The 18,581-nt window shown below is 42.2% G+C and carries 18 protein-coding genes and 1 pseudogene; 6 read left to right on the forward strand and 13 right to left on the reverse strand.

Annotated features, from left to right (window positions below; genetic code table 11):
• Positions 1-182: 182 nt before the first annotated feature.
• The 10 genes from O9295_RS22425 to O9295_RS22470 all read right to left on the reverse strand — a co-directional run bounded on the left by O9295_RS22425 (position 183) and on the right by O9295_RS22470 (position 10,464).
• A complete protein-coding gene (locus tag O9295_RS22425; protein ID WP_002760212.1) occupies positions 183-881 on the reverse strand; it encodes a metallophosphoesterase family protein in 699 nt (232 codons plus the stop codon).
• A 21-nt stretch (positions 882-902) separates the two neighbouring features.
• A complete protein-coding gene (locus tag O9295_RS22430; RefSeq protein WP_002742233.1) occupies positions 903-1,712 on the reverse strand; it encodes a metallophosphoesterase family protein in 810 nt (269 codons plus the stop codon).
• Positions 1,712-2,491 (reverse strand): hypothetical protein, encoded by a 780-nt coding sequence (locus O9295_RS22435; RefSeq protein ID WP_288035480.1) that lies wholly within the window; start codon positions 2,489-2,491, stop codon positions 1,712-1,714. Before O9295_RS22435 ends, O9295_RS22430 begins: the two co-directional genes overlap by 1 nt.
• A gap of 529 nt (positions 2,492-3,020) precedes the next feature.
• The gene (locus tag O9295_RS22440; protein ID WP_288035482.1) at positions 3,021-4,046 is read right to left on the reverse strand and encodes a CobW family GTP-binding protein; all 1,026 of its coding nucleotides are present in this window, start codon (positions 4,044-4,046) and stop codon (positions 3,021-3,023) included.
• A gap of 113 nt (positions 4,047-4,159) precedes the next feature.
• Positions 4,160-6,016: a threonine--tRNA ligase gene (gene thrS, locus O9295_RS22445; protein WP_288035484.1), complete on the reverse strand. Its 1,857-nt coding sequence runs from the start codon at positions 6,014-6,016 to the stop codon at positions 4,160-4,162.
• 131 nt (positions 6,017-6,147) lie between these two features.
• On the reverse strand, positions 6,148-6,504 hold the full coding sequence (locus O9295_RS22450) for a hypothetical protein (RefSeq protein ID WP_002792902.1): 357 nt from the start codon (positions 6,502-6,504) through the stop codon (positions 6,148-6,150).
• A 247-nt stretch (positions 6,505-6,751) separates the two neighbouring features.
• Positions 6,752-7,498 carry an alpha/beta fold hydrolase gene (locus tag O9295_RS22455; protein WP_288035486.1) on the reverse strand — a complete coding sequence of 249 codons (747 nt, stop codon included), beginning with the start codon at positions 7,496-7,498 and terminating at the stop codon, positions 6,752-6,754.
• A gap of 132 nt (positions 7,499-7,630) precedes the next feature.
• Positions 7,631-8,143 carry a flavodoxin FldA gene (gene fldA / locus O9295_RS22460; protein WP_288035490.1) on the reverse strand — a complete coding sequence of 171 codons (513 nt, stop codon included), beginning with the start codon at positions 8,141-8,143 and terminating at the stop codon, positions 7,631-7,633.
• A gap of 266 nt (positions 8,144-8,409) precedes the next feature.
• Positions 8,410-9,438, reverse strand: a complete 1,029-nt coding sequence (locus O9295_RS22465; protein ID WP_288035498.1) for a chlorophyll a/b binding light-harvesting protein — start codon at positions 9,436-9,438, stop codon at positions 8,410-8,412.
• A gap of 459 nt (positions 9,439-9,897) precedes the next feature.
• On the reverse strand, positions 9,898-10,464 hold the full coding sequence (locus tag O9295_RS22470) for a hypothetical protein (protein WP_288035492.1): 567 nt from the start codon (positions 10,462-10,464) through the stop codon (positions 9,898-9,900).
• Between the two features lie 58 nt (positions 10,465-10,522).
• Here O9295_RS22470 and rnc point away from each other — a divergent pair, with 58 nt between their 5' ends.
• The gene (rnc, locus tag O9295_RS22475; RefSeq protein WP_079208726.1) at positions 10,523-11,203 is read left to right on the forward strand and encodes a ribonuclease III; all 681 of its coding nucleotides are present in this window, start codon (positions 10,523-10,525) and stop codon (positions 11,201-11,203) included.
• A gap of 220 nt (positions 11,204-11,423) precedes the next feature.
• On the opposite strand, the gene O9295_RS22480 is transcribed toward rnc, so the two are convergent.
• Positions 11,424-12,203 (reverse strand): Crp/Fnr family transcriptional regulator, encoded by a 780-nt coding sequence (locus O9295_RS22480; RefSeq protein WP_190722456.1) that lies wholly within the window; start codon positions 12,201-12,203, stop codon positions 11,424-11,426.
• A gap of 170 nt (positions 12,204-12,373) precedes the next feature.
• Between O9295_RS22480 and O9295_RS22485 the strand changes: the two genes are divergently transcribed.
• The 5 genes from O9295_RS22485 to O9295_RS22505 all read left to right on the forward strand — a co-directional run bounded on the left by O9295_RS22485 (position 12,374) and on the right by O9295_RS22505 (position 16,637).
• Positions 12,374-13,417, forward strand: coding sequence for a sulfate ABC transporter substrate-binding protein (locus O9295_RS22485; protein ID WP_288035493.1), 1,044 nt, complete (start codon positions 12,374-12,376; stop codon positions 13,415-13,417).
• An 11-nt stretch (positions 13,418-13,428) separates the two neighbouring features.
• On the forward strand, positions 13,429-13,770 hold the full coding sequence (locus tag O9295_RS22490; protein WP_002768372.1) for an NIL domain-containing protein: 342 nt from the start codon (positions 13,429-13,431) through the stop codon (positions 13,768-13,770).
• Positions 13,771-13,789: 19 nt separating this feature from the next.
• On the forward strand, positions 13,790-14,632 hold the full coding sequence (cysT, locus tag O9295_RS22495) for a sulfate ABC transporter permease subunit CysT (RefSeq protein ID WP_004159580.1): 843 nt from the start codon (positions 13,790-13,792) through the stop codon (positions 14,630-14,632).
• Between the two features lie 41 nt (positions 14,633-14,673).
• A complete protein-coding gene (gene cysW / locus O9295_RS22500; RefSeq protein ID WP_002797969.1) occupies positions 14,674-15,516 on the forward strand; it encodes a sulfate ABC transporter permease subunit CysW in 843 nt (280 codons plus the stop codon).
• Positions 15,517-15,596: 80 nt separating this feature from the next.
• A complete protein-coding gene (locus tag O9295_RS22505; RefSeq protein ID WP_288035494.1) occupies positions 15,597-16,637 on the forward strand; it encodes a sulfate/molybdate ABC transporter ATP-binding protein in 1,041 nt (346 codons plus the stop codon).
• A 46-nt stretch (positions 16,638-16,683) separates the two neighbouring features.
• Here the strand turns inward: O9295_RS22505 and O9295_RS22510 are convergent, their stop codons facing one another.
• Positions 16,684-18,207 carry a class I SAM-dependent DNA methyltransferase gene (locus O9295_RS22510; protein ID WP_288035495.1) on the reverse strand — a complete coding sequence of 508 codons (1,524 nt, stop codon included), beginning with the start codon at positions 18,205-18,207 and terminating at the stop codon, positions 16,684-16,686.
• Positions 18,208-18,225: 18 nt separating this feature from the next.
• Positions 18,226-18,444 (reverse strand): annotated as a pseudogene (locus tag O9295_RS27565) (DUF2283 domain-containing protein).
• Between the last annotated feature and the right edge of the window lie 137 nt (positions 18,445-18,581).

Here is an 18,581-nt window from a genome sequence, read left to right on the forward strand (position 1 = left end):
CTTTTGTCAATCAAAAAGTACTGGATCTGGGAGTGATCGGGGGGAAATTTAGGCACTTTTTCCCTGAAAATTAGGTAATTGGCCACCTCAAAACTGGTAAAACCCCACACCCCACACCCCACACCCCACACCCTGCCCCCAGGAAAAACTTTTTCAGCAGACCCTAATTAATCTCTGAAAGATTAATAAGGTACGGTTCTAAACTCCACGCAATTATTACTAGGATTATAGAGAGTGTAAACTGCTTTATTTAATTCTTTACCAACGCTACCAACCCCAATTAAACGCTTATCTTGAATCGTCAAAGTTTGACTTGGTTGCCGTTTATCTAAAGTAGTAACAGTGCTGGTTAAATTAGCAGACTGTAAAGAATAATCAAAAACTTTTCCCGCACGACCACAAAATAGATTATTAACTCCCACCCGTTGCAGTCGATCTAAAATTTGCCATGGGGGAGTATCGGGGGTTAATTCTTCACTAACACTGACACTACTGCCATGAATTAATAAACAATCCAACTCGACAAAACCAAAATCGAGATTTCGTAACCATTGCACCGTTTCCAAAGAAACTGCGTCCCAGAGTTGTTTAGTGCTATCAATTCCATGTTTATCGATTAATTCCGTCGGTTCTCCTGTGGCTCCTAAACTGTGTAAAATTAGACATTGTTCTTCCCACCATCCCCGACAAACCTGCGGATATAAGTTATTTTTAGTGGGATAACGTATTTGTTCTACCAGCATTTCACTATCGGGATTAACGCCGATAAAATCTCCTAAAATATATAAATTTTCTACAGTAACTGACCGTTGCTGAATATCTTCCAAGACCGCTTGATAGGCTGGTAAATTGCCTTGAATACCGCTTAAAATTGCCCACATAATTTCTTGATTTATCACAAATTAACGTTCGCAAACATGAGTCGGATCATCGGCTTTTTCCGCATATTCTAGACCCTTAGCCAATCGCCAAGCGAAAATAGGAGGTAAACCCGATGCTAAAATAGCCTGACAGGTTTCCTGATAGTTATAGGCCACTTCTCGCAGTTGTACCGCTGCCGTTTCTCGATCGTAAATCACATAGGTGGCATTTGGACGACCGTGACGTGGTTCTCCCACCGATCCCACGTTGATGATACGTTTAACCGGTGTGGTAAATTGCCGCGACTGTTCCCCATCGGGTTGATACACTTTTATTTGCAAGCTTCCCGCGTCGAGAGTGCGAATGTAGGGGATGTGGGTATGTCCACAGAATAAAACCTCTGTATCTACCGATAAAACCCGTTCTAAAGCCGTAAAAGCGTCCATTTCGGCTAAAAGATACTCATGGTTACTTTGGGGACTACCATGGACAAAACAGAGGTGATCTAGCTTAAAAATTTCGGGCAGTTTTGACAAATAATTACGGTTTTCTGGGGTGATTATTTGATTTGTCCACTCATGAGCTAATCTACCGCGTTTTTCTGCTAAAAGCGACGGATAACTGCACTCACAGGCATTTAATCCCTCAACGATATCCTCATCCCAACACCCTTGTACCGTGGTAATCCCCAGTTGACGGATTTTTTCCACCACTTGGTTAGGATGAGGTCCGTACCCAACCAAATCCCCTAAACAGTAGATTTCTTGACAACCCTGTTGGTCTAAATCTTGCAAAACAGCATTAAAAGCGGGCATATTGCCATGAATACAGGATAAAACGGCTATTTTCATCAGATTAACTCCATTTCTGGCTCTAAAGATTCTTGAAATTGTTGTTGATAATACAAAAGTGCCTCATCGGACAGACAACAATCACTCAGGGTATCGGCAATTATCGGTTTATCGAGATTGCGACCGACGATTTCAATCCCACTGAAGCGATTCGGTCTCCCATCCAGATTTAAGGGGAAATTTAAGCTTTGAAAGTCTTTTTCTGGCCATTCATCCATAAATTCCCCATAAATACACTGACCATCGATGATATCGAAGATACTTTTAACCCGCAGCACTTCCCCATAGGCCCCTTGGGTTAATTCTGTCCAAAAGGTAGTTAAACTGGAAAAATCGAGGACTTCTCCCGTTAAAACGGCTCTATAAATCTGTATTTCTCGTTTTTTTAACCATTGATCGCCTTTTATTGTTGTTTTGACGGGACTGATGACAATTTCATCGACGGGAACTTGTCCTTCGGGGATTTCTTCGTCTGGAGACGTAATCGCTACCCGATGACAATTGAGGGGTTTTAGAAAGCTTTCGAGGGATTGCGTGTCTAAATGCCATGGTACTTCCATGTAGATCGTGTTTTCCATGGATAAACTGCTCAAAAGGTCTTCTTCTTCCCTAGAAACACAGGACAACTGGGGAAAGTCACTCTGTAAAGTGAGGTGATCAATGGGAAAAGTTTCCGTCTGGGGACTAAAATATAGACTTGGCTGCTTGCTTTGGGCGATTTGTTGGCGAATCCAATGGGTTTTTCCCGCAGCTATACCCCCCGTCACCACGATAATCATTTTGCTCCTTCTTTATTGTGGTAATGATAATCATTCTAGCATAAGTTAGATTGGGGCAAGTAATCTTCTTTAACCAATCTTCTAGACTTAGCAAGGTTATTTTGGGAAAAATTGGCGGTTTCTTGAGATATTAATCATGGTTATGGCTCTTTTCTCTAGGATACCATTGGCTTTGTCCATCGGGTAAATCAACTAAGGTAATTCCCCTCGTTTTTAATTGTTCCCTTAATCGATCGCCGCTTCCGTAAAGTGCAAGGGTTTGCGATAATGAACTTGGAGAACAAAGAGACGTAAAACCATTGGATCGAGGGTTCGTTAAATTTTAAAGTTTTTATCCATAAATTATTAGAGTTCTTGCATAATTAATTTTTGAGAGTTCAAAAACGGCAAAAATAAGGATTAAATGGCATAAAATCTGTAAATAGACCATTTAATTGATTATTATTCATTCTTAATTCTCCTGACTACTGACTACTGGCTCCTGACTCCTAACCCTAACAACGATTTTTGATTTCTGCAAGAGGTCTATTCATAGTTTGTCCTTTTTAATTTTTTGAGAACTGGCCAAGCATTCGTTTAGTTGTGTCAAGATTTCCTCTTTATTTAAATTTCTGCCGATAAAAACTAATTGATTGTTGGGTACAGTGTCCCATTCTACTGCTTGCAGATCGTAACGCTGTCCACTTAATTGAAAAATATGTTTTAAATCGCTTTGTTGAAACCAGAGAATCCCTTTTGCTCGAAAAACATTTATCGGCATTTTTTCCGTGAGAAAAGGTTCAAATTTATCTAGATTAAATGGTTTATCGCTAACAAAGGAGACAAAATTAAAGTCTTCAGGAGATTGATTATCACTGGAGATTGGGCGATTTTTTTGAAAGTCTCTAAATTGGTTTTTATACAATTCTTCTTTAGTTAAACCTAAATCTAACAATAAACCCAAAGGAACCTGACCATAACTACTTTTTAGGAGTCTTATACCCTCTTTTTCTCGACGAATAAACTTTTCTAAATTATCTAATTTTTTGCCACTGACTCGATCTATTTTATTGAGAATTACCACGTCACCATAACGAATTTGACTAAGGGCAATGTTACTATCAAAATGATCGGCAGTAAAGGTTTCAGAATCCACGAGGGTAATAATAGAATCTAAGCGAGTCAGATATTTTAATTCCGTGGCCAAGAAAGTGAGGATAATTGGCAAAGGATCGGCTAATCCTGTGGTTTCAATGATTAGATAGTCCACGGGGATTTCTTTTTCTAAGACCTGATAGACTGTCTCAATTAAACTATCATTAATTGTACAACAAATACAGCCATTACTCAATTCTACCATATCTTCATCGATGGAAACAAGCAATTGAGAATCAATATTAATATCCCCAAACTCATTGACTAATACGGCAACTTTTAACCCTTCTTTATTGTCAAGAATATGATTTAGTAAGGTAGTTTTTCCACTCCCTAAAAAACCAGTAATGATCGTCACAGGCATTCCCGATTTAGGCAAGCAAGGGAGAGAATCGGAGAGAGGAATTATCAAAGAACTCATGGCAGCTAACCCACTTGTAAGTTAATTAATTGACAGAAAATAGGCTTTTCTCAACCCTGTTAAATTCGCCCTAAAGGGATCGATCTCCACTATTGCTGGTTTATACAAAAGTTTCAGAGATTAGTTTTAGATAGGATCGCTGTTTGCATTTTTCCTAATAAATCTGCCAGCGTCATCGAACCTAAATCTCCCCCTTGTCGAGTGCGAACACTTAGAGTTTTACTGCTAACTTCTCGTTTTCCAATCACAGCTAAGACAGGGATTTTTTCTAGTTCTCCTGTACGAATTTGTTTACCTAAACGCTCACCAGTTTTATCGATTTCCACTCGATAACCAGCTTGTTTTAACTGCATTGCCACCCCTAAAGCATAATGCTGCTGTTCATCACTAACGGGTAATAAACGGACTTGAATAGGTGCTAACCAGAGAGGAAAATCTCCCGCATAATTCTCGATTAAAATACCAAAAAATCTTTCCAAAGAGCCAAAAATAGCTCGATGAATCATAATCGGTCTTTCCCGAGTACCATCCCTAGCGACATATTGCATATCAAAGCGTTCTGGCAAGTTAAAATCGACCTGAATCGTGGAACATTGCCACATTCTACCGATCGCATCTTGAATTTTTATATCAATTTTCGGACCATAAAAAGCCCCACCTCCCTGATCCTCAATATAGTCCCACTTTTTAGCATTTAAGGCCTCAATTAGAGCCGCCGTTGCCAATTCCCAAACACTATCACTACCCACGGATTTACTGGGGCGAGTCGATAAATTTATCTGATAATTAGTAAAGCCAAAATCGGAGAGAATTTTCTCGGTTAAGTTCAAAACTCCTAGAATCTCTGCGGCAATTTGTTCGGGCAAACAAAAAATATGAGCATCATCTTGGGTAAAACCTCGCACCCGCATTAATCCGTGTAAAACCCCCGATCGCTCGTAACGATAAACTGTGCCTAATTCTGCCCATCTTAGGGGAAATTCTCGATAGGAATGCAGGTCATTTTGATAGGTTAAAACATGAAAAGGACAATTCATCGGCTTAATTTGATAGCTTTGCTGTTCTAACTCGATCGCCTCAAACATATTGTCGCGATAAAAGTCCCAATGTCCAGAAGTTTTCCACAGATCTAAATTAGCTAGATGGGGAGTATAAAGAAATTGATAACCCGCTTCTAAATGAGCTTGGCGCCAATAATCTTCGATTAAATAACGCATTGTTGCACCCCGGGGATGCCAAAAAACTAAGCCTCCACCTGCATCTTCTTGGATGCTAAATAATTTTAATTGTTGTCCCAATTTGCGATGATCTCGTCGCTGCGCTTCTTCTTTTTGTTGGAGATAATTTTGTAATTCTGCGGGGGTTTGCCAAGCTGTGCCGTAAATTCGCTGTAATTGCGGCTGTTTTTCATCTCCTTGCCAATAAGCACCCGCTACACTTTCCAAGACGAAAGCATCTGGGTTAATTTCCCCCGTCGAGTTGAGATGGGGGCCTGCGCACAGATCCCACCAAAATTCTTCCGGGGGAGAAACAACCCCATCAATTAACGAGGGTTCTCGATCGCTCCGTCCTGCGTCTGGACTACCGATAAAATAACGGGTAATGGTTTCATCTGGGGGAATTCTCTCTAAAATTGACCGTTTGTAGGGTTGATTAAGGCGCTCGATTTCTGCGGTAATTTCGCTTCTTTCCAGCACTTCTCGGATAATTGGCAGGTTTTTCCCGATAATTCGCCCCATTTCTGCCGCTATTTTCTCCAAATCTTCGGGGGTAAAGGGTGTTGGGCGATCAAAATCGTAGTAGAATCCCGTTTCTGTCCAGGGACCAATGGCGACTTTGGTTTCAGGAAAGAGAGTTTGTACAGCCATCGCTAAGATATGGGCGCAAGTATGGCGTATTTTTACGATTTTTTGCGAATCTTCCTCGATAACGGGGCTTTCTGCTCGGGGGGACTTAATCTGATTGACCATTGTCTGCTAAAATGATAATGATTATCATTGTAGCAAAGGAGGGCTGATGTCTGAGAGAAAAATGCGCTCAAATCCTCTAGCGGCAAGCTCAACGCTGATAGCTTACCGCTCAAACTGGAAGTCTCCCTACTTTAAAAAGCAGGTATTATCGACGATATTCTCAACTTAACAGCCAGAATCCAGGTTATGATGACGAGAAAAGAAACTGAGAAAACAGGTTTCTTCAAGAAACCCATTTTCTGATTTTCCTGAATTTCTCGCTCAAAATCCCGACAATCGAGTGCCTCTTCCGAAAAGGCACGCATTGGATGCACCGCACATTTCAAGCGATAATCTCCAGTACAAAAAACACAGCGACTACAGGGAATTCGATGCAGCTTTTGCAACTGCCGGCGCCCTTGGGCAACAGCAAGAAAAAGAGCAGTAAAAAAGAACAGCAGCGTTATCCAGATTGCGATCGGACAAAAGAGCGGTATTAGCCTTAACATAAATCTCGATTTTTGTCAATTAAGGAATAATTAGGGCTTGCTGAATAATGGTAAAACCCTTTTAAAATAAGGCTTTTGACCTGTTAAAGTCCGATGTTAGTGCAAGAAAATAGGATTGGGACTTTCAAAAACCTTGCATTATCCTTCTTGTGGTACATCGCTTGGTACAAAAAACAAGGGCAACAAAGCCTGAAACGACCGACTCCTGACTCCTGACGACCGACTCCTACCCCCAGGAAAAACTTTTTCAGCAGACCCTAATTACAGTTTGCTCAGAAAGAAATTCCTGTGGAACTAGAGATCGCCAGAAACTAAAAATCTCTTGACTGACGCTGTAGGGGTGGGAATAGTGGAAAAAATAACGTCCTTTGTGACAACTCCAAATGCGATCGCCTGACTTTAACCAGGGTTGCCATCCCTGCAATAAATGCCGATCAATTACCGTATCGATATCTCCCCCACAGACTAACAGGGGTACGGGAACTGTCCCCGGGGCGAAATGGGCATTCTGATAGAGATTATGGGGAGAAAGGGACAATAATAAATCCTCTTCCAAGAGATAGCGATATTCTTGGGTTAAAGCGCAGGATTGATGACCAAAAAGATTGTGAACCGATTGATTGAGCAGAGTTTGACGAGAACAAGGCAGTAATTTTGATAGCACATAATAATGAGCTTGCCAATCGATCGCCGGATAGACTCCCACAGAGAGCAAAGTTAAGGATTTTACCCTTTCTGGATAACAACGCGCATACAGTAATCCTACTAATCCCCCCGTGCCGTGGCCGACTAAATGCAGTGGTCGATCGCATTGTTTCAGATAATCTTGTAGTAATACCAAGACGATATCAAGAGAAGCTGGCTCATCAATAGATTGACAGTATTGCCAATCAGCGATCGCAATTTCCCTGGCTAAACAATCCAACACCGGGCGATCAAAACGGCGAAAACTGGGGTTAACATTAATCCAAACTGCATCAGGTAATCGAGACATAATAATCAAGGATATAGGGGATTTTTTAGCGATCAGTAAACAGTAATCAGTAATTGGTGAAAAGAAAGCTGCGAACTAGCCACTTAATACTATTCACTGGTAACTGATAACTGATAACTGATTGATAGCTAACTAAACGCCAAATTCGCCCTTAAGTCCCGCGACCCAGGTTTTGATCCGTTGTTCAGTTAAATCGGATTGGTTGTCTTCATCGAGGGCTAAACCGACAAATTTGCCATTTTTTAGGGCTTTCGACTCGTTAAAATCGTAACCTTCTGTCGGCCAGTAACCGACGGTTTTACCCCCTAGGGAGGCGATTTTTTCTTCCAGTATCCCCAGAGCATCTTGAAAGTTATCCGCATAACTGATTTGATCCCCCATCCCGAAATAAGCGACCTTTTTGGAGACGAAATCAATGTCATCCAATTCATCGTAAAAACCCTCCCAATCGCTTTGTAATTCGCCGATATTCCATGTGGGACAACCGATAATCAGGGCATCGTAGGGGGCAAAATCCTCGGTAGAAGCGGAGGAGATATCGTGTAATTCTACAATTGCCTCACCTCCAAATTCTTTCTGAATCATTTCCGCCACCGTTTTGGTTTTGCCGGTTTGCGTGCCAAAAAATAAGCCAATTTTTGCCATAAAATTTGTCCTTGTTGCGAAATAAGTGAGTTTAACTCTTAATTCTCCTTGATAGGGAATAAAGCCCCTGATTACAGTTTTCTCCCTCTGAAACTGGCATTTCCTGCCGGCAAGAACTACAGTACCAATAAGAGCGAGAGCGTCCAATGTGATGCAGCAATTTGGTGTTACAACAGGTACAGTAAGGCATAAGGGACAGTTAGAAAGATTGATCAGCGGGGAAAATTAGGAAAATCGATAATTTATCCTAATCTTCCTTGAAAAAACTAGGCTTCTATCGCATTTAAGGCTTTTTCTACTCGTTTAAAGTCAAAACCCATCGCGCGTAAAGCGTGCCAGAGATGACCTTGTAAAAAGAAGAAAGCGAGAAAAAAGTGGGCATTAGCTAACCAACAGCGCGCCGTATGCACTCCAAAGGGCAATTTCACCGTGTCGGCAAAGTAGGGAGCAATTCCTAACTTCACTTCTAAAATTGGCCCGTAAAATTCGACTGGATAAGCGAGGGTATTTACCCCACAGAAATAGGCGGCCACGAAACCAGCGAGGGCAATTCCGCCCAAAGAATAGGATAAAATGGCTTCTCCGGAGAAAATCAGCACATTTCTCGCCCATTTGAGCGGGGGAACGATAATATGCCAGATACCGCCCCCAATTAACATTAAACCGACGTAGATATGACCACCGACTAAATCTTCGAGATTGTCCACAGTAGCGAAGTGGATTTGATAGCCATAGATAACCCAAGGATCGAGGGTTGGTTCACTAACGACTCGGACAGCGCCGATAGTTGCGTCGTATAATCCCCCCCAGTACATAGCTTTGGCCACTAATAATAATGCAGCTATACCTAAAAAGAGCAGGTGATGACCGAGAATAACTCCTAATTGTCGGGGTTCACTCCAATCAAAATGGAATTTTTTCCCCGGACCGGAGGAATCTTTCAGGGTTTCTGGGACTCTTAACAGGTGAAATAAGGCTCCTGCTCCCAAAACTGCCGAAGAAATCAGATGAATTGAGCCAATCACGAAAAAGGGATAGATATCGATGATTTGCCCCTTTTCTCCGACTCCAAAGCCTAAAGTGGCCAGGTGCGGCAGTAAAATTAAGCCCTGTTCTGCCATGGCTATATCGGGGCTATACTGGGAAATTTCAAATAAGGTGAAGGCTCCTGCCCAAAAAGCGATTAAAGCAGCTTGGGCAACGTGGGCAACGATAAATAAGCCTGATTTATCGGCAAAACGGGCATTTCCTGCCCACCAGTCGTACTTGATCTGAGGATTATCGTAGGTCTGCATGGCATCTTTTAACGAAAATAGAACCAAGCTTATTGATAATAATATGCAATAAGCTTTAAGTCTTAGTCTAGAATAATTCTCAATAAAGTCAAGTTAATAATTGTTATAGTTGCTCGGTATCCTTTGATACATCAGTATTTTTAGCCAGTTTAGCCTTTGAAGATCAAGGCTTTTCAGCATGAATCTTGGATCGCAGCTAGAGTAATCGCCTCAACTAATTGAGAATACTTATTAATTAGTTTTTAACTAAGACTAGAGGATAATTAGCTTGTCATCACTTAAACAAGCGCATAATTGGGCATTAAAGAGCATATTTAAGCTTATTTATGCTCTTTATTTAATTTTTAACCTGAAATCTCTTTTTTATTCGATAAAATACCCGCTGATGCCACTCGCCTCCCTGTCGGTTGTGGTAAGCTGTACTGAATTTAAACCGCATCAGAGTCTCTGAGCGCCCATTTATAGGGATTGCAGCCTCTGGAGGTTCCTTTCTCTCCCCTCCCCAGTTCTGAAAAGATACTTAATAGATCCGTAGATTAATAACATTGTCGTTAAAGTCATGGCCATAATTAGGGGGGCGATTTTGGCTAACCAGAAAGCCACGAAGATTATCCCGATTCCGTCAGCGAGTAAGATGGGTAAACGTGGCCCTATGCCATGGTCAATGATTTTTTCCGTGGTTGGCTGCAGTTGAATCTTGGCTAAACAATGAAACCAAATTTGACTGACTAAAACTATTAAAGCTCCCCATCCTATCCAGAGGGCAGCCAGATAAAAGCCCGATAATTCCAAAACAATTGTACTAATTGTGACGATAAAAAAGCGATCGAGGCGAGGATCGCTGGTTTTTTGCTGAAATTGGGCAATTTCTCCCAAGTCCACCGCTGCCATGCGTGCCTGTTCCATACACATCCCCAGGGTACCTAGGGCAAGAATAGCAGCGGATAGGTTTTCCGGTGAGAAGATTTGGGAGATTATGCCTAAACTAGCCGGAAAAAACAGTAAAAAAAGGATCGTTCGTCTCATCTATTCGGGGTGGGGTCGGATTAAGATAAGAAATGCTCTTGACTTGATCATTTCTGTAATGTCTTGTTTGCCTCCTTTTCAAAATGCTCTCCTTCTCACCCAAGCTTTAACCCATCGTTCCTATGTCAATGAACAGTCGGAATTGACGGAAAATAACGAGCGCCTAGAATTTTTGGGCGATGCGATTTTGGCTTTTTTGGTGGGCGAACTGTTGTATCAAAAATATCCCGCCATGAATGAGGCAGAATTAACCCGTTTGCGGTCAAATTTGGTCAAAGAAGAACAATTAGCGCAATTGGGCCTTGAAATCGGCCTGGGGGAGTTAATGCGTTTGGGTAAGGGGGCAATTAAAGATCGGGGGCGATCGAATCCTACCCTATTAGCGGACACTTTTGAAGCGATAATTGGAGCTTATTATCTAGATTCGGGGTTAAATGCGGTTAAAAATTATCTGCACGGGCTTTTTATCCCTGTAGCCTCTCATTTAGTCTCTCAACAATCGGAATCGTCATCTTTTATCGATGCTAAAAATCTCTTTCAACAGTGGGCCCTGGCCAATTTTGCCTCTAATCCAGAATATGCGATCATTGATGTGACAGGACCCCCCCACGCTAGGGAATTTACTGCCGAAGTGCGGGTTAATCATCTTCTCTACGGTACAGGTAAGGGTAAACGAAAACAGGATGCCACCAAAGCGGCTGCCGAAGATGCCTTAAAGCGCTGTCAATTGCAAGGGTAAATAGGGTTTGCGGCAAAAAGTTTTGCGTGGGGGCAGGGTGTGGGGTGTGGGGTGTAGGGTGTAGGGTTTTACCGATTTTGAGGAGGTCAATTACCTAATTTTCGGGGAAAAAGTGCCTAAATTTCCCCCCCGATCACTCCAATGGCTGGTACTTTTTGATGGGAAAAAAGTCTAAAATTTTTATCCAACAAAGTTTTTAGATTTATTCAGCAAATTCCACTTATCTTAGGGGCCACCAATTAACTTTATCCCGGGTGGCACTGTACACTTCTTTTAAACCCTCGGCATCTAGTACCCGAATTAAATCCCCCGTCGATTCTGAGGCAATTAATCCCACGGTTTGCAATCCTTTTAATACCTGTTCGACGGTGCGTTGATTGAGTTGACAAGCGCGAGCAATCACATCGACGGATAAATCAAAAGTATAGATATTTTCGGCATCTGGTTGACTACCTAATTCTCTTTCTTGATAGATTAAAGCTCTGAGTAAAGTGGCTACAGCTTGGGGTGGATAGCTACTGCAATTAAGCAAATGATACTCGAATTTTTGCTGTAATTCAAATAACAAACAGTACCGTTGACGAAAACTTTGGTTATCGTTGTAAATCTTTTCTAGCGCCGATAAGGGAATTTTCAGGACGTGGGTAGTTTTATAGGATTCCACCAAACAGGGAAAGGCGCGACTGGCTAAACCATAACTAAAGGGTAAACTCCTCATGCCAAAACAGCCACCGGGGTAGGTAATGGCAATAATCCGGTCGAGGGGAGTGCTGCGGACGACGATTACACCCTCATTCAAAATCACATACAAAACATCTAGAAATTCATCGGGGAGAAAAGCCGTATAGACGGGACGATTGGAAAATAGCGTCTCTAGCTTGAGATTGTCGGCATCGAGATACTGACTTAACCAAGCTTCCTCTAGTCCGCGAAAGAGAAAACTCTGGTTAATCAGTTGTTGTAGGAGGGTTGTTTTTTTGGCTTTGACGCTCTTGCCCATAGTCTCAAACCTAGATGTAGCACTGATTCCATCTTCTCACAGTTTCCCTTGTTATCACCTTATTCCCAATTTGTTTTATAAATGTATTGAAATTTTGTTTCCTGTGCTGTAGGATTAAAATAGACCTGAAAACAGATACAACCTTAGAGTAAATCTCAGGAGCGCCGCCGATGCAGTTATCCCAGTCTTGTTTATCCCTACTCGTGGCAACTGTCCTGACGGGGGGAACGCTGGTATCCTGCACCCCATCCCCCACCAATAGCGGCAATGACAGCCAAAAACCCGTGACTGTGACGCTTGTTTCCTATGCTGTCACCCAAAGTGCCTACGAAAAAATCATTCCCAAATTTGTCGAGGAATGGCAACAAAAAACGGGGCAAAAGGTAACTTTTGAACAGAGTTATGGTGGTTCCGGTTCCCAAACTCGTGCCGTTATCGATGGTTTAGAAGCGGATGTGGTAGCGTTGGCTTTAGCTTTGGATACCAAGAAAATTGAGCAAGCGGGATTAATTCAACCCGGTTGGGAAAAAGAAGCTCCCAATGACTCTATTGTTCATAAATCTGTAGTGGCTTTTGTTCCTCGTGATGCCAATATTAAAATTAATAAATGGTCAGATTTAGCCAAGGATAATATTAAAGTTATTACCGCTAATCCCAAGACTTCTGGCGGAGCGCGCTGGAATTTTCTCGCTCTTTGGGGTTCGGTGACGCAAGCGGGAGGCAGTGAACAAGCGGCGCAAACTTTTGTCGAAAAAGTGTTTAAAAATGCGCCAGTTTTACCTAGAGATGCTCGCGAATCTAGTGATGTATTTTTTAAACAAGGCCAGGGAAATGTGCTGATTAATTACGAAAATGAGATGATTCTCGCTAACCAAAAAGGCGAGAAGTTGTCCTACACTGTTCCCACCGATTACAATATTTCTATTGATAATCCCGTGGCGGTTGTTGATGCCAATGTGGATAAAAAAGGTACGAGAAAAGTGGCCGAGGCTTTTGTGCAGTTTTTATTTACTCCCGCAGCCCAAAGAGAATTTGCTCAGGTGGGGTTTCGTCCCGTTGAACCGACGGTATTTAAAGAGTTTGAGAGTAAATTTCCTCAGATAAAAAATCTCTTTACCGTGCAGGATTTAGGCGGTTGGGATAAAGTACAAAAGCAATTCTTTGATGATGGAGCCTTGTTCGATAAAATTCTCACTAAAGCTGGTAAATCCTAAGGAGGAAACCCATGGATAATCAACCTCAATGGCAAACTATTAATCATCCCCAAAGTGACTTACATCTCGATCAATCAGGACTCGATCGCCCCACGTCCCGAAGAATAAAAATTCGGATTCCTAAACAATATATTAACGAGCCAATTATAGCACGTTTAGGGTCTTTTCCTGGTCTAAAAGTGAATATATTTTCCGCTTTGTTAGCGGCAAATAATAATCAAGATGGCTGGTTCGATCTACAACTACAAGGCAACTCCCAAGGGATAGAAAATGCCCTTTCCTATCTGGCAGATTTAGATGTAGAAGTTTGGTATGATTCAGCACAAGTTCTTGAAGAAGCGGACAATTGGTAATCTCTAGCAATAATAAACAATGGCTAACCCACAATTATCTTTATCTCCCAGTCAACCCCTGAAAAAAGTTTCTATTCCTTGGGTAATTACCATTAGTTATCTAGTGGTTTTGTTGGTTTTACCGGCGGCGGCACTATTTGCTAAATCCCTAACTCTTGGTTTTGCCGAATTTTGGCGCATTGCCACTTTACCGATTTCTTTATCCGCTTACCAAGTCACTTTTTTTACTTCCTTAATCGCCGGATTAATTGACGGAGTTTTTGGCACTATTATCGCTTGGGTATTAGTGCGTTATCGATTCCCGGGTAAAAAAATTGTCGATGCTTGTGTAGATTTGCCCTTTGCTTTACCCACTTCTGTTGCCGGTTTAGTCCTAGCCACAGTTTACAGTGATAACGGTTGGCTCGGTCAATTTTTTGCCCCCTTTGGCATTAAGATATCCTTTACCATTTTAGGGGTTTTTGTGGCGATGTTATTTATCGCTTTACCCTTCATTGTCCGCACCTTACAGCCGGTTTTACAGGAAATGGAAAAAGAGGTAGAAGAAGCGGCTTTATCCCTCGGTGCTTCCTCTTGGCAAATCTTCTGGCGAGTTATTTTTCCCACAATACTACCCGCTATTTTAACAGGAGTTGCCCTCGGTTTTGCCAGAGCGATCGGTGAATATGGTTCCGTAGTTATTATCTCCTCTAATATTCCCTTTAAGGATTTAATTGCCCCAGTTTTAATCTTCCAAAGACTAGAGGAATATGATTACACAGGTGCGACAGTAATCGGCATGGTTTTATTACTGGTTTCTTTGTTCATGTTAGTAGTAATTAATTTCCTGCAGCAATGGGGGCAAAAATACAGAGTTAAGTAAAGAGTAAAAAATATTAGGGTATAACTGGAGACAGATCAAAAATGCTGAGTCTAAAAAAATCAACTAAACCGAAAGAGTGGGATTACAAACCCCTACTAATTATCATCGCCCTTGTTTATCTGGCACTATTATTATTTATTCCAGCAGCGGCAGTATTTTACTATGCTTTTCGCAATGGATTCCAAGCTTTTTTAGAAGCGGCGGGAACTTCTGACTTTATCGAAGCGGTAAAATTAACAGTAATTATTGCCCTAATTACTGTACCTTTAAACACAATTTTTGGACTTTGTGCAGCTTGGGTAATTGCTCGCAATCAATTTCGTGGCAAAACTTTATTAATTAGTTTAATTGACTTACCTTTTGCCGTTTCTCCCGTGGTAGCGGGTTTAATGATTGTACTGCTCTATGGGCGCAATGGTTGGTTAGGTTCTTTCCTAGAATTTTTCGATATAAAAATACTTTTTGCTTTACCCGGAATGGTATTAGCAACTATATTTGTTACTATGCCTTTTGTCGCTAGAGAAGTTATCCCAGTCTTAGAAGAAATTGGCTTAGAACAAGAGGAAGCGGGGCGCACTTTAGGGGCAAGTGATTGGCAGATTTTCTGGCGCATAACTTTACCCAATATTCGTTGGGGATTGATGTACGGAGTGCTGTTAACTAATGCCCGGGCGATGGGAGAATTTGGGGCGGTTTCTGTGGTTTCTGGCAGTATTTTAGGGAGAACTGCTACCCTGCCAATTTTCGTAGAACAGGCCTATAAAAATTATCTAACTCCTGCCGCTTTTAGTGCGGCTGCTATTCTCGCCTTACTAGCGGGAGTTACTTTAATTATCAAAGAAATTCTCGAACGTAAAACCGCCCACAAAATTCACACTACCTAACTACAATTAACCTAAAAATATGAGCGGGCGTTGGGTTTCATGCTTCAACCCAACCTACGTTCTACAAAAAACCTAAAAATATGAGTATTACCATCCAGCAAGTTTCTAAACGTTTCGGCAATTTTCAGGCTTTAGATAATATAAGTTTAACCATTCCTGAAGGTAAATTAGTCGCCCTCCTCGGACCATCGGGATCGGGAAAATCCACCTTATTACGTTCAATTGCGGGATTAGAAACTCCCGACAGTGGCGCGATTATCATTAACGGACAAGATACCACCCATGTGGATCCTAGACGGAGAAATATCGGCTTTGTTTTTCAACATTATGCCCTATTTAAACATTTAACTGTCCGTCAAAATATTGCTTTTGGTCTAGAAATTCGCCAGCAAAAATCGCCAGTAATTAAGAAAAGAGTTGAGGAATTATTAGAATTAATTCAATTACAAGGATTAGGCGATCGCTATCCCGCCCAATTATCGGGAGGACAACGGCAGCGAGTAGCTTTAGCCCGCGCTTTAGCCATTCAACCGAATGTATTATTATTAGATGAACCCTTTGGAGCTTTAGATGCAAAAGTCAGAAAAGAATTAAGGGTATGGCTGAGAAATTTACATAAAGAAGTTCACGTTACCAGTGTTTTTGTTACCCACGATCAAGAGGAAGCAATGGAAGTAGCCGATACGATTGTCGTGATGAATCATGGTAAAATTGAACAGGTGGGTTCTCCCGCCGAAATTTACGATCATCCTGCCACACCTTTTGTGATGCAGTTTATTGGGGAAGTGAATATCTTACCCAGTTTAGCAGGATTAGGAAATGGACATCATCCGGGTGATAATTCCACCGTTTTTATCCGTCCCCACGACCTGGAAATTATGCCCGAACAAGATGGTTTGAATAGTTGGGCAGTGGTAAAAAGAGTTATTCATTTAGGCTGGGAAATACAAGTAGAATTAATGTTAGCCGATGGGGAAATGGTGGTGGCTTATCTCAATCGTGAGGAATACAAGCAATTACAGTTACAACCAGAACAAACGGTACATTTAAAACCGAGAAAAGCGACCTTACTCACTGATTTTGACAATAAAAGTGAGAAAGTTATCGATTACTCAATTTAAAAACTCTAGGTTTATTAAAAATTTTTCATAAAGCTATAAGTGACCTTCACCGCTGCCACTTTCTCAGCACTGATAGAGTTAGAGCAACTTCTTTACCTTTCTCCTCAATAAAATCTAGCAATTCCTTGGCGGTGCTTTTATCTTCATCTACTTTGGTGTTAAGATTGACAGCTTTGAGGTCAAAGTTTTTGGCTTCGATTTCTTCACGGGTGACTGTCCAACTTCTCTCACTATCTTCTCGGTTGGGTAATAGTTCTAGAAACTCCTGAAAGTGATTCATCATCAGGGGTTTGCGCTTGGTAACTTTGACATCGGACAGGTCATAATACCAGATTTTTTCAGTGGGTTTACCTTTAGTAAAAAAGAGGATGTTAGCTTTAACACCCCCACCGGCAGCCACAAAAGTCCCCGCGGGCAAACTAACGATACACCAGAGGTTACAGTCGTTTAATAGTTTTCGTTTGCTCTGGACAAAGGCATTTTCATTGGTGCGAAATAACACCCCTTCATCTAGGACGATACCGCAGCGTCCCCCCGGTTTCAAACTATCGATAACGTGCTGTAAAAATAGGACTTGAGTAGCACTGGTTTTATAGGCAAATTGTGCCTGTACGGTCCTGTGTTCTTTGCCGCCAAAGGGGGGGTTAGTGAGGATAATATCGAACTGGGGCGGAGCATCTTGGAACAGGTCGCCATAGATGACTTCTCGGTTTAAGGTGTTGCCGTGCCAGAGGTGGGGGTAATCGATGCCGTGTAGGACTAAATTAGCGAGGGCAATGGGGTAGATGAGGTTCTCTTTTTCCCTTCCGTAAAAGGTTTTTAGTTTGATGGTTTCTAGCTGTTCGGGGGTGATGTCATCTGCTAGGAAATCGCGGATGTATTCGTAGGATTGGGCCAGGAATCCGCCCGTACCGCAGCAGGGGTCATAGATGGTTTCTCCTACTTGGGGGGCGATGGCTTTGACCATTGCCCGGATGACTTCTCGGGGGGTAAAGAATTGACCGCCATCGTTGTTTTTTTCTCCCATTTTCAACAGCAATCCCTCGTAAACTTGGGAGATGGGGAAGATGTGGGTAGGGTCAATGTAGTCGATTTCGTGGATTTTATCGAGGATGTCTAACAGGTTGGTTTCGGTGTCGATGCGGACTCGTTCGACACTGGATATGACCTCACTGATAATTTTTTGGCGGGGGGTGGCTTGGGGTTTGTTTTTGAGGCTTTTGAGGTAGGGAATGACTTCTTCATTGACAAAGGGCAGAAATTGACCCATTTGCCCCATTTGCAGGTTAAGGCGGCGGTTGCCTTCAGGGTTGGCCCAATCTCGCCAACGGTAGGGTTCGGGGATGGAATCGGCAAAAGAGTCCCCCACGGCTTCCGCTTCTTCCGCTTCTCGCTGTTCGGTGTCGTCAAGGATTTTGAGGAACAGTAGCCAACTGAGTTCGGGGACGTACTGTAAAGCACCGGCACAGTTGGAACGCCGCATGATGTCGCAGATGCCTTTGATGTAGCTGTTAAGTCCCTGTTGGGTGGTGAAGGTTTTACCGTTGTCGTTGCTGTTTTTTTTAGCCATTGAGTTTACCTAATTTGTCTAACCTGCCAAGCGGAGATTGGCGATGAGGGGGAGTTGGAGTTCGTTTTTTTCTTGCATTCTTTGAGAAAAGAATAGGATTTCTAGGTTTTCGATTTCTTCGGTTTGGGGGTTGACTCTCACAATAATATCATCTCCTCATTCTTCTGATTCTTGTTCGGGATAGGGAGCGCATTTATTGATATAGAGAATGTCTCCCGTTGGGTCATATTTGATAATTAGGGTTTGCTGAAAAAGCTTTTCGGTGGTGGCAGGGTGTGGGGTGTGGGGTGTGGGGTGTGGGGTTTTACCAGTTTTGAGGTGGTCAACTACCTAATTTTCAGGGAAAAAGTACCTGAATTTTCCCCCGATCCCCG

The sequence above is a fragment of the Microcystis sp. LE18-22.4A genome (assembly GCF_027531105.1).
In the GTDB taxonomy this organism is placed as follows: Bacteria; Cyanobacteriota; Cyanobacteriia; order Cyanobacteriales; family Microcystaceae; genus Microcystis; species Microcystis aeruginosa.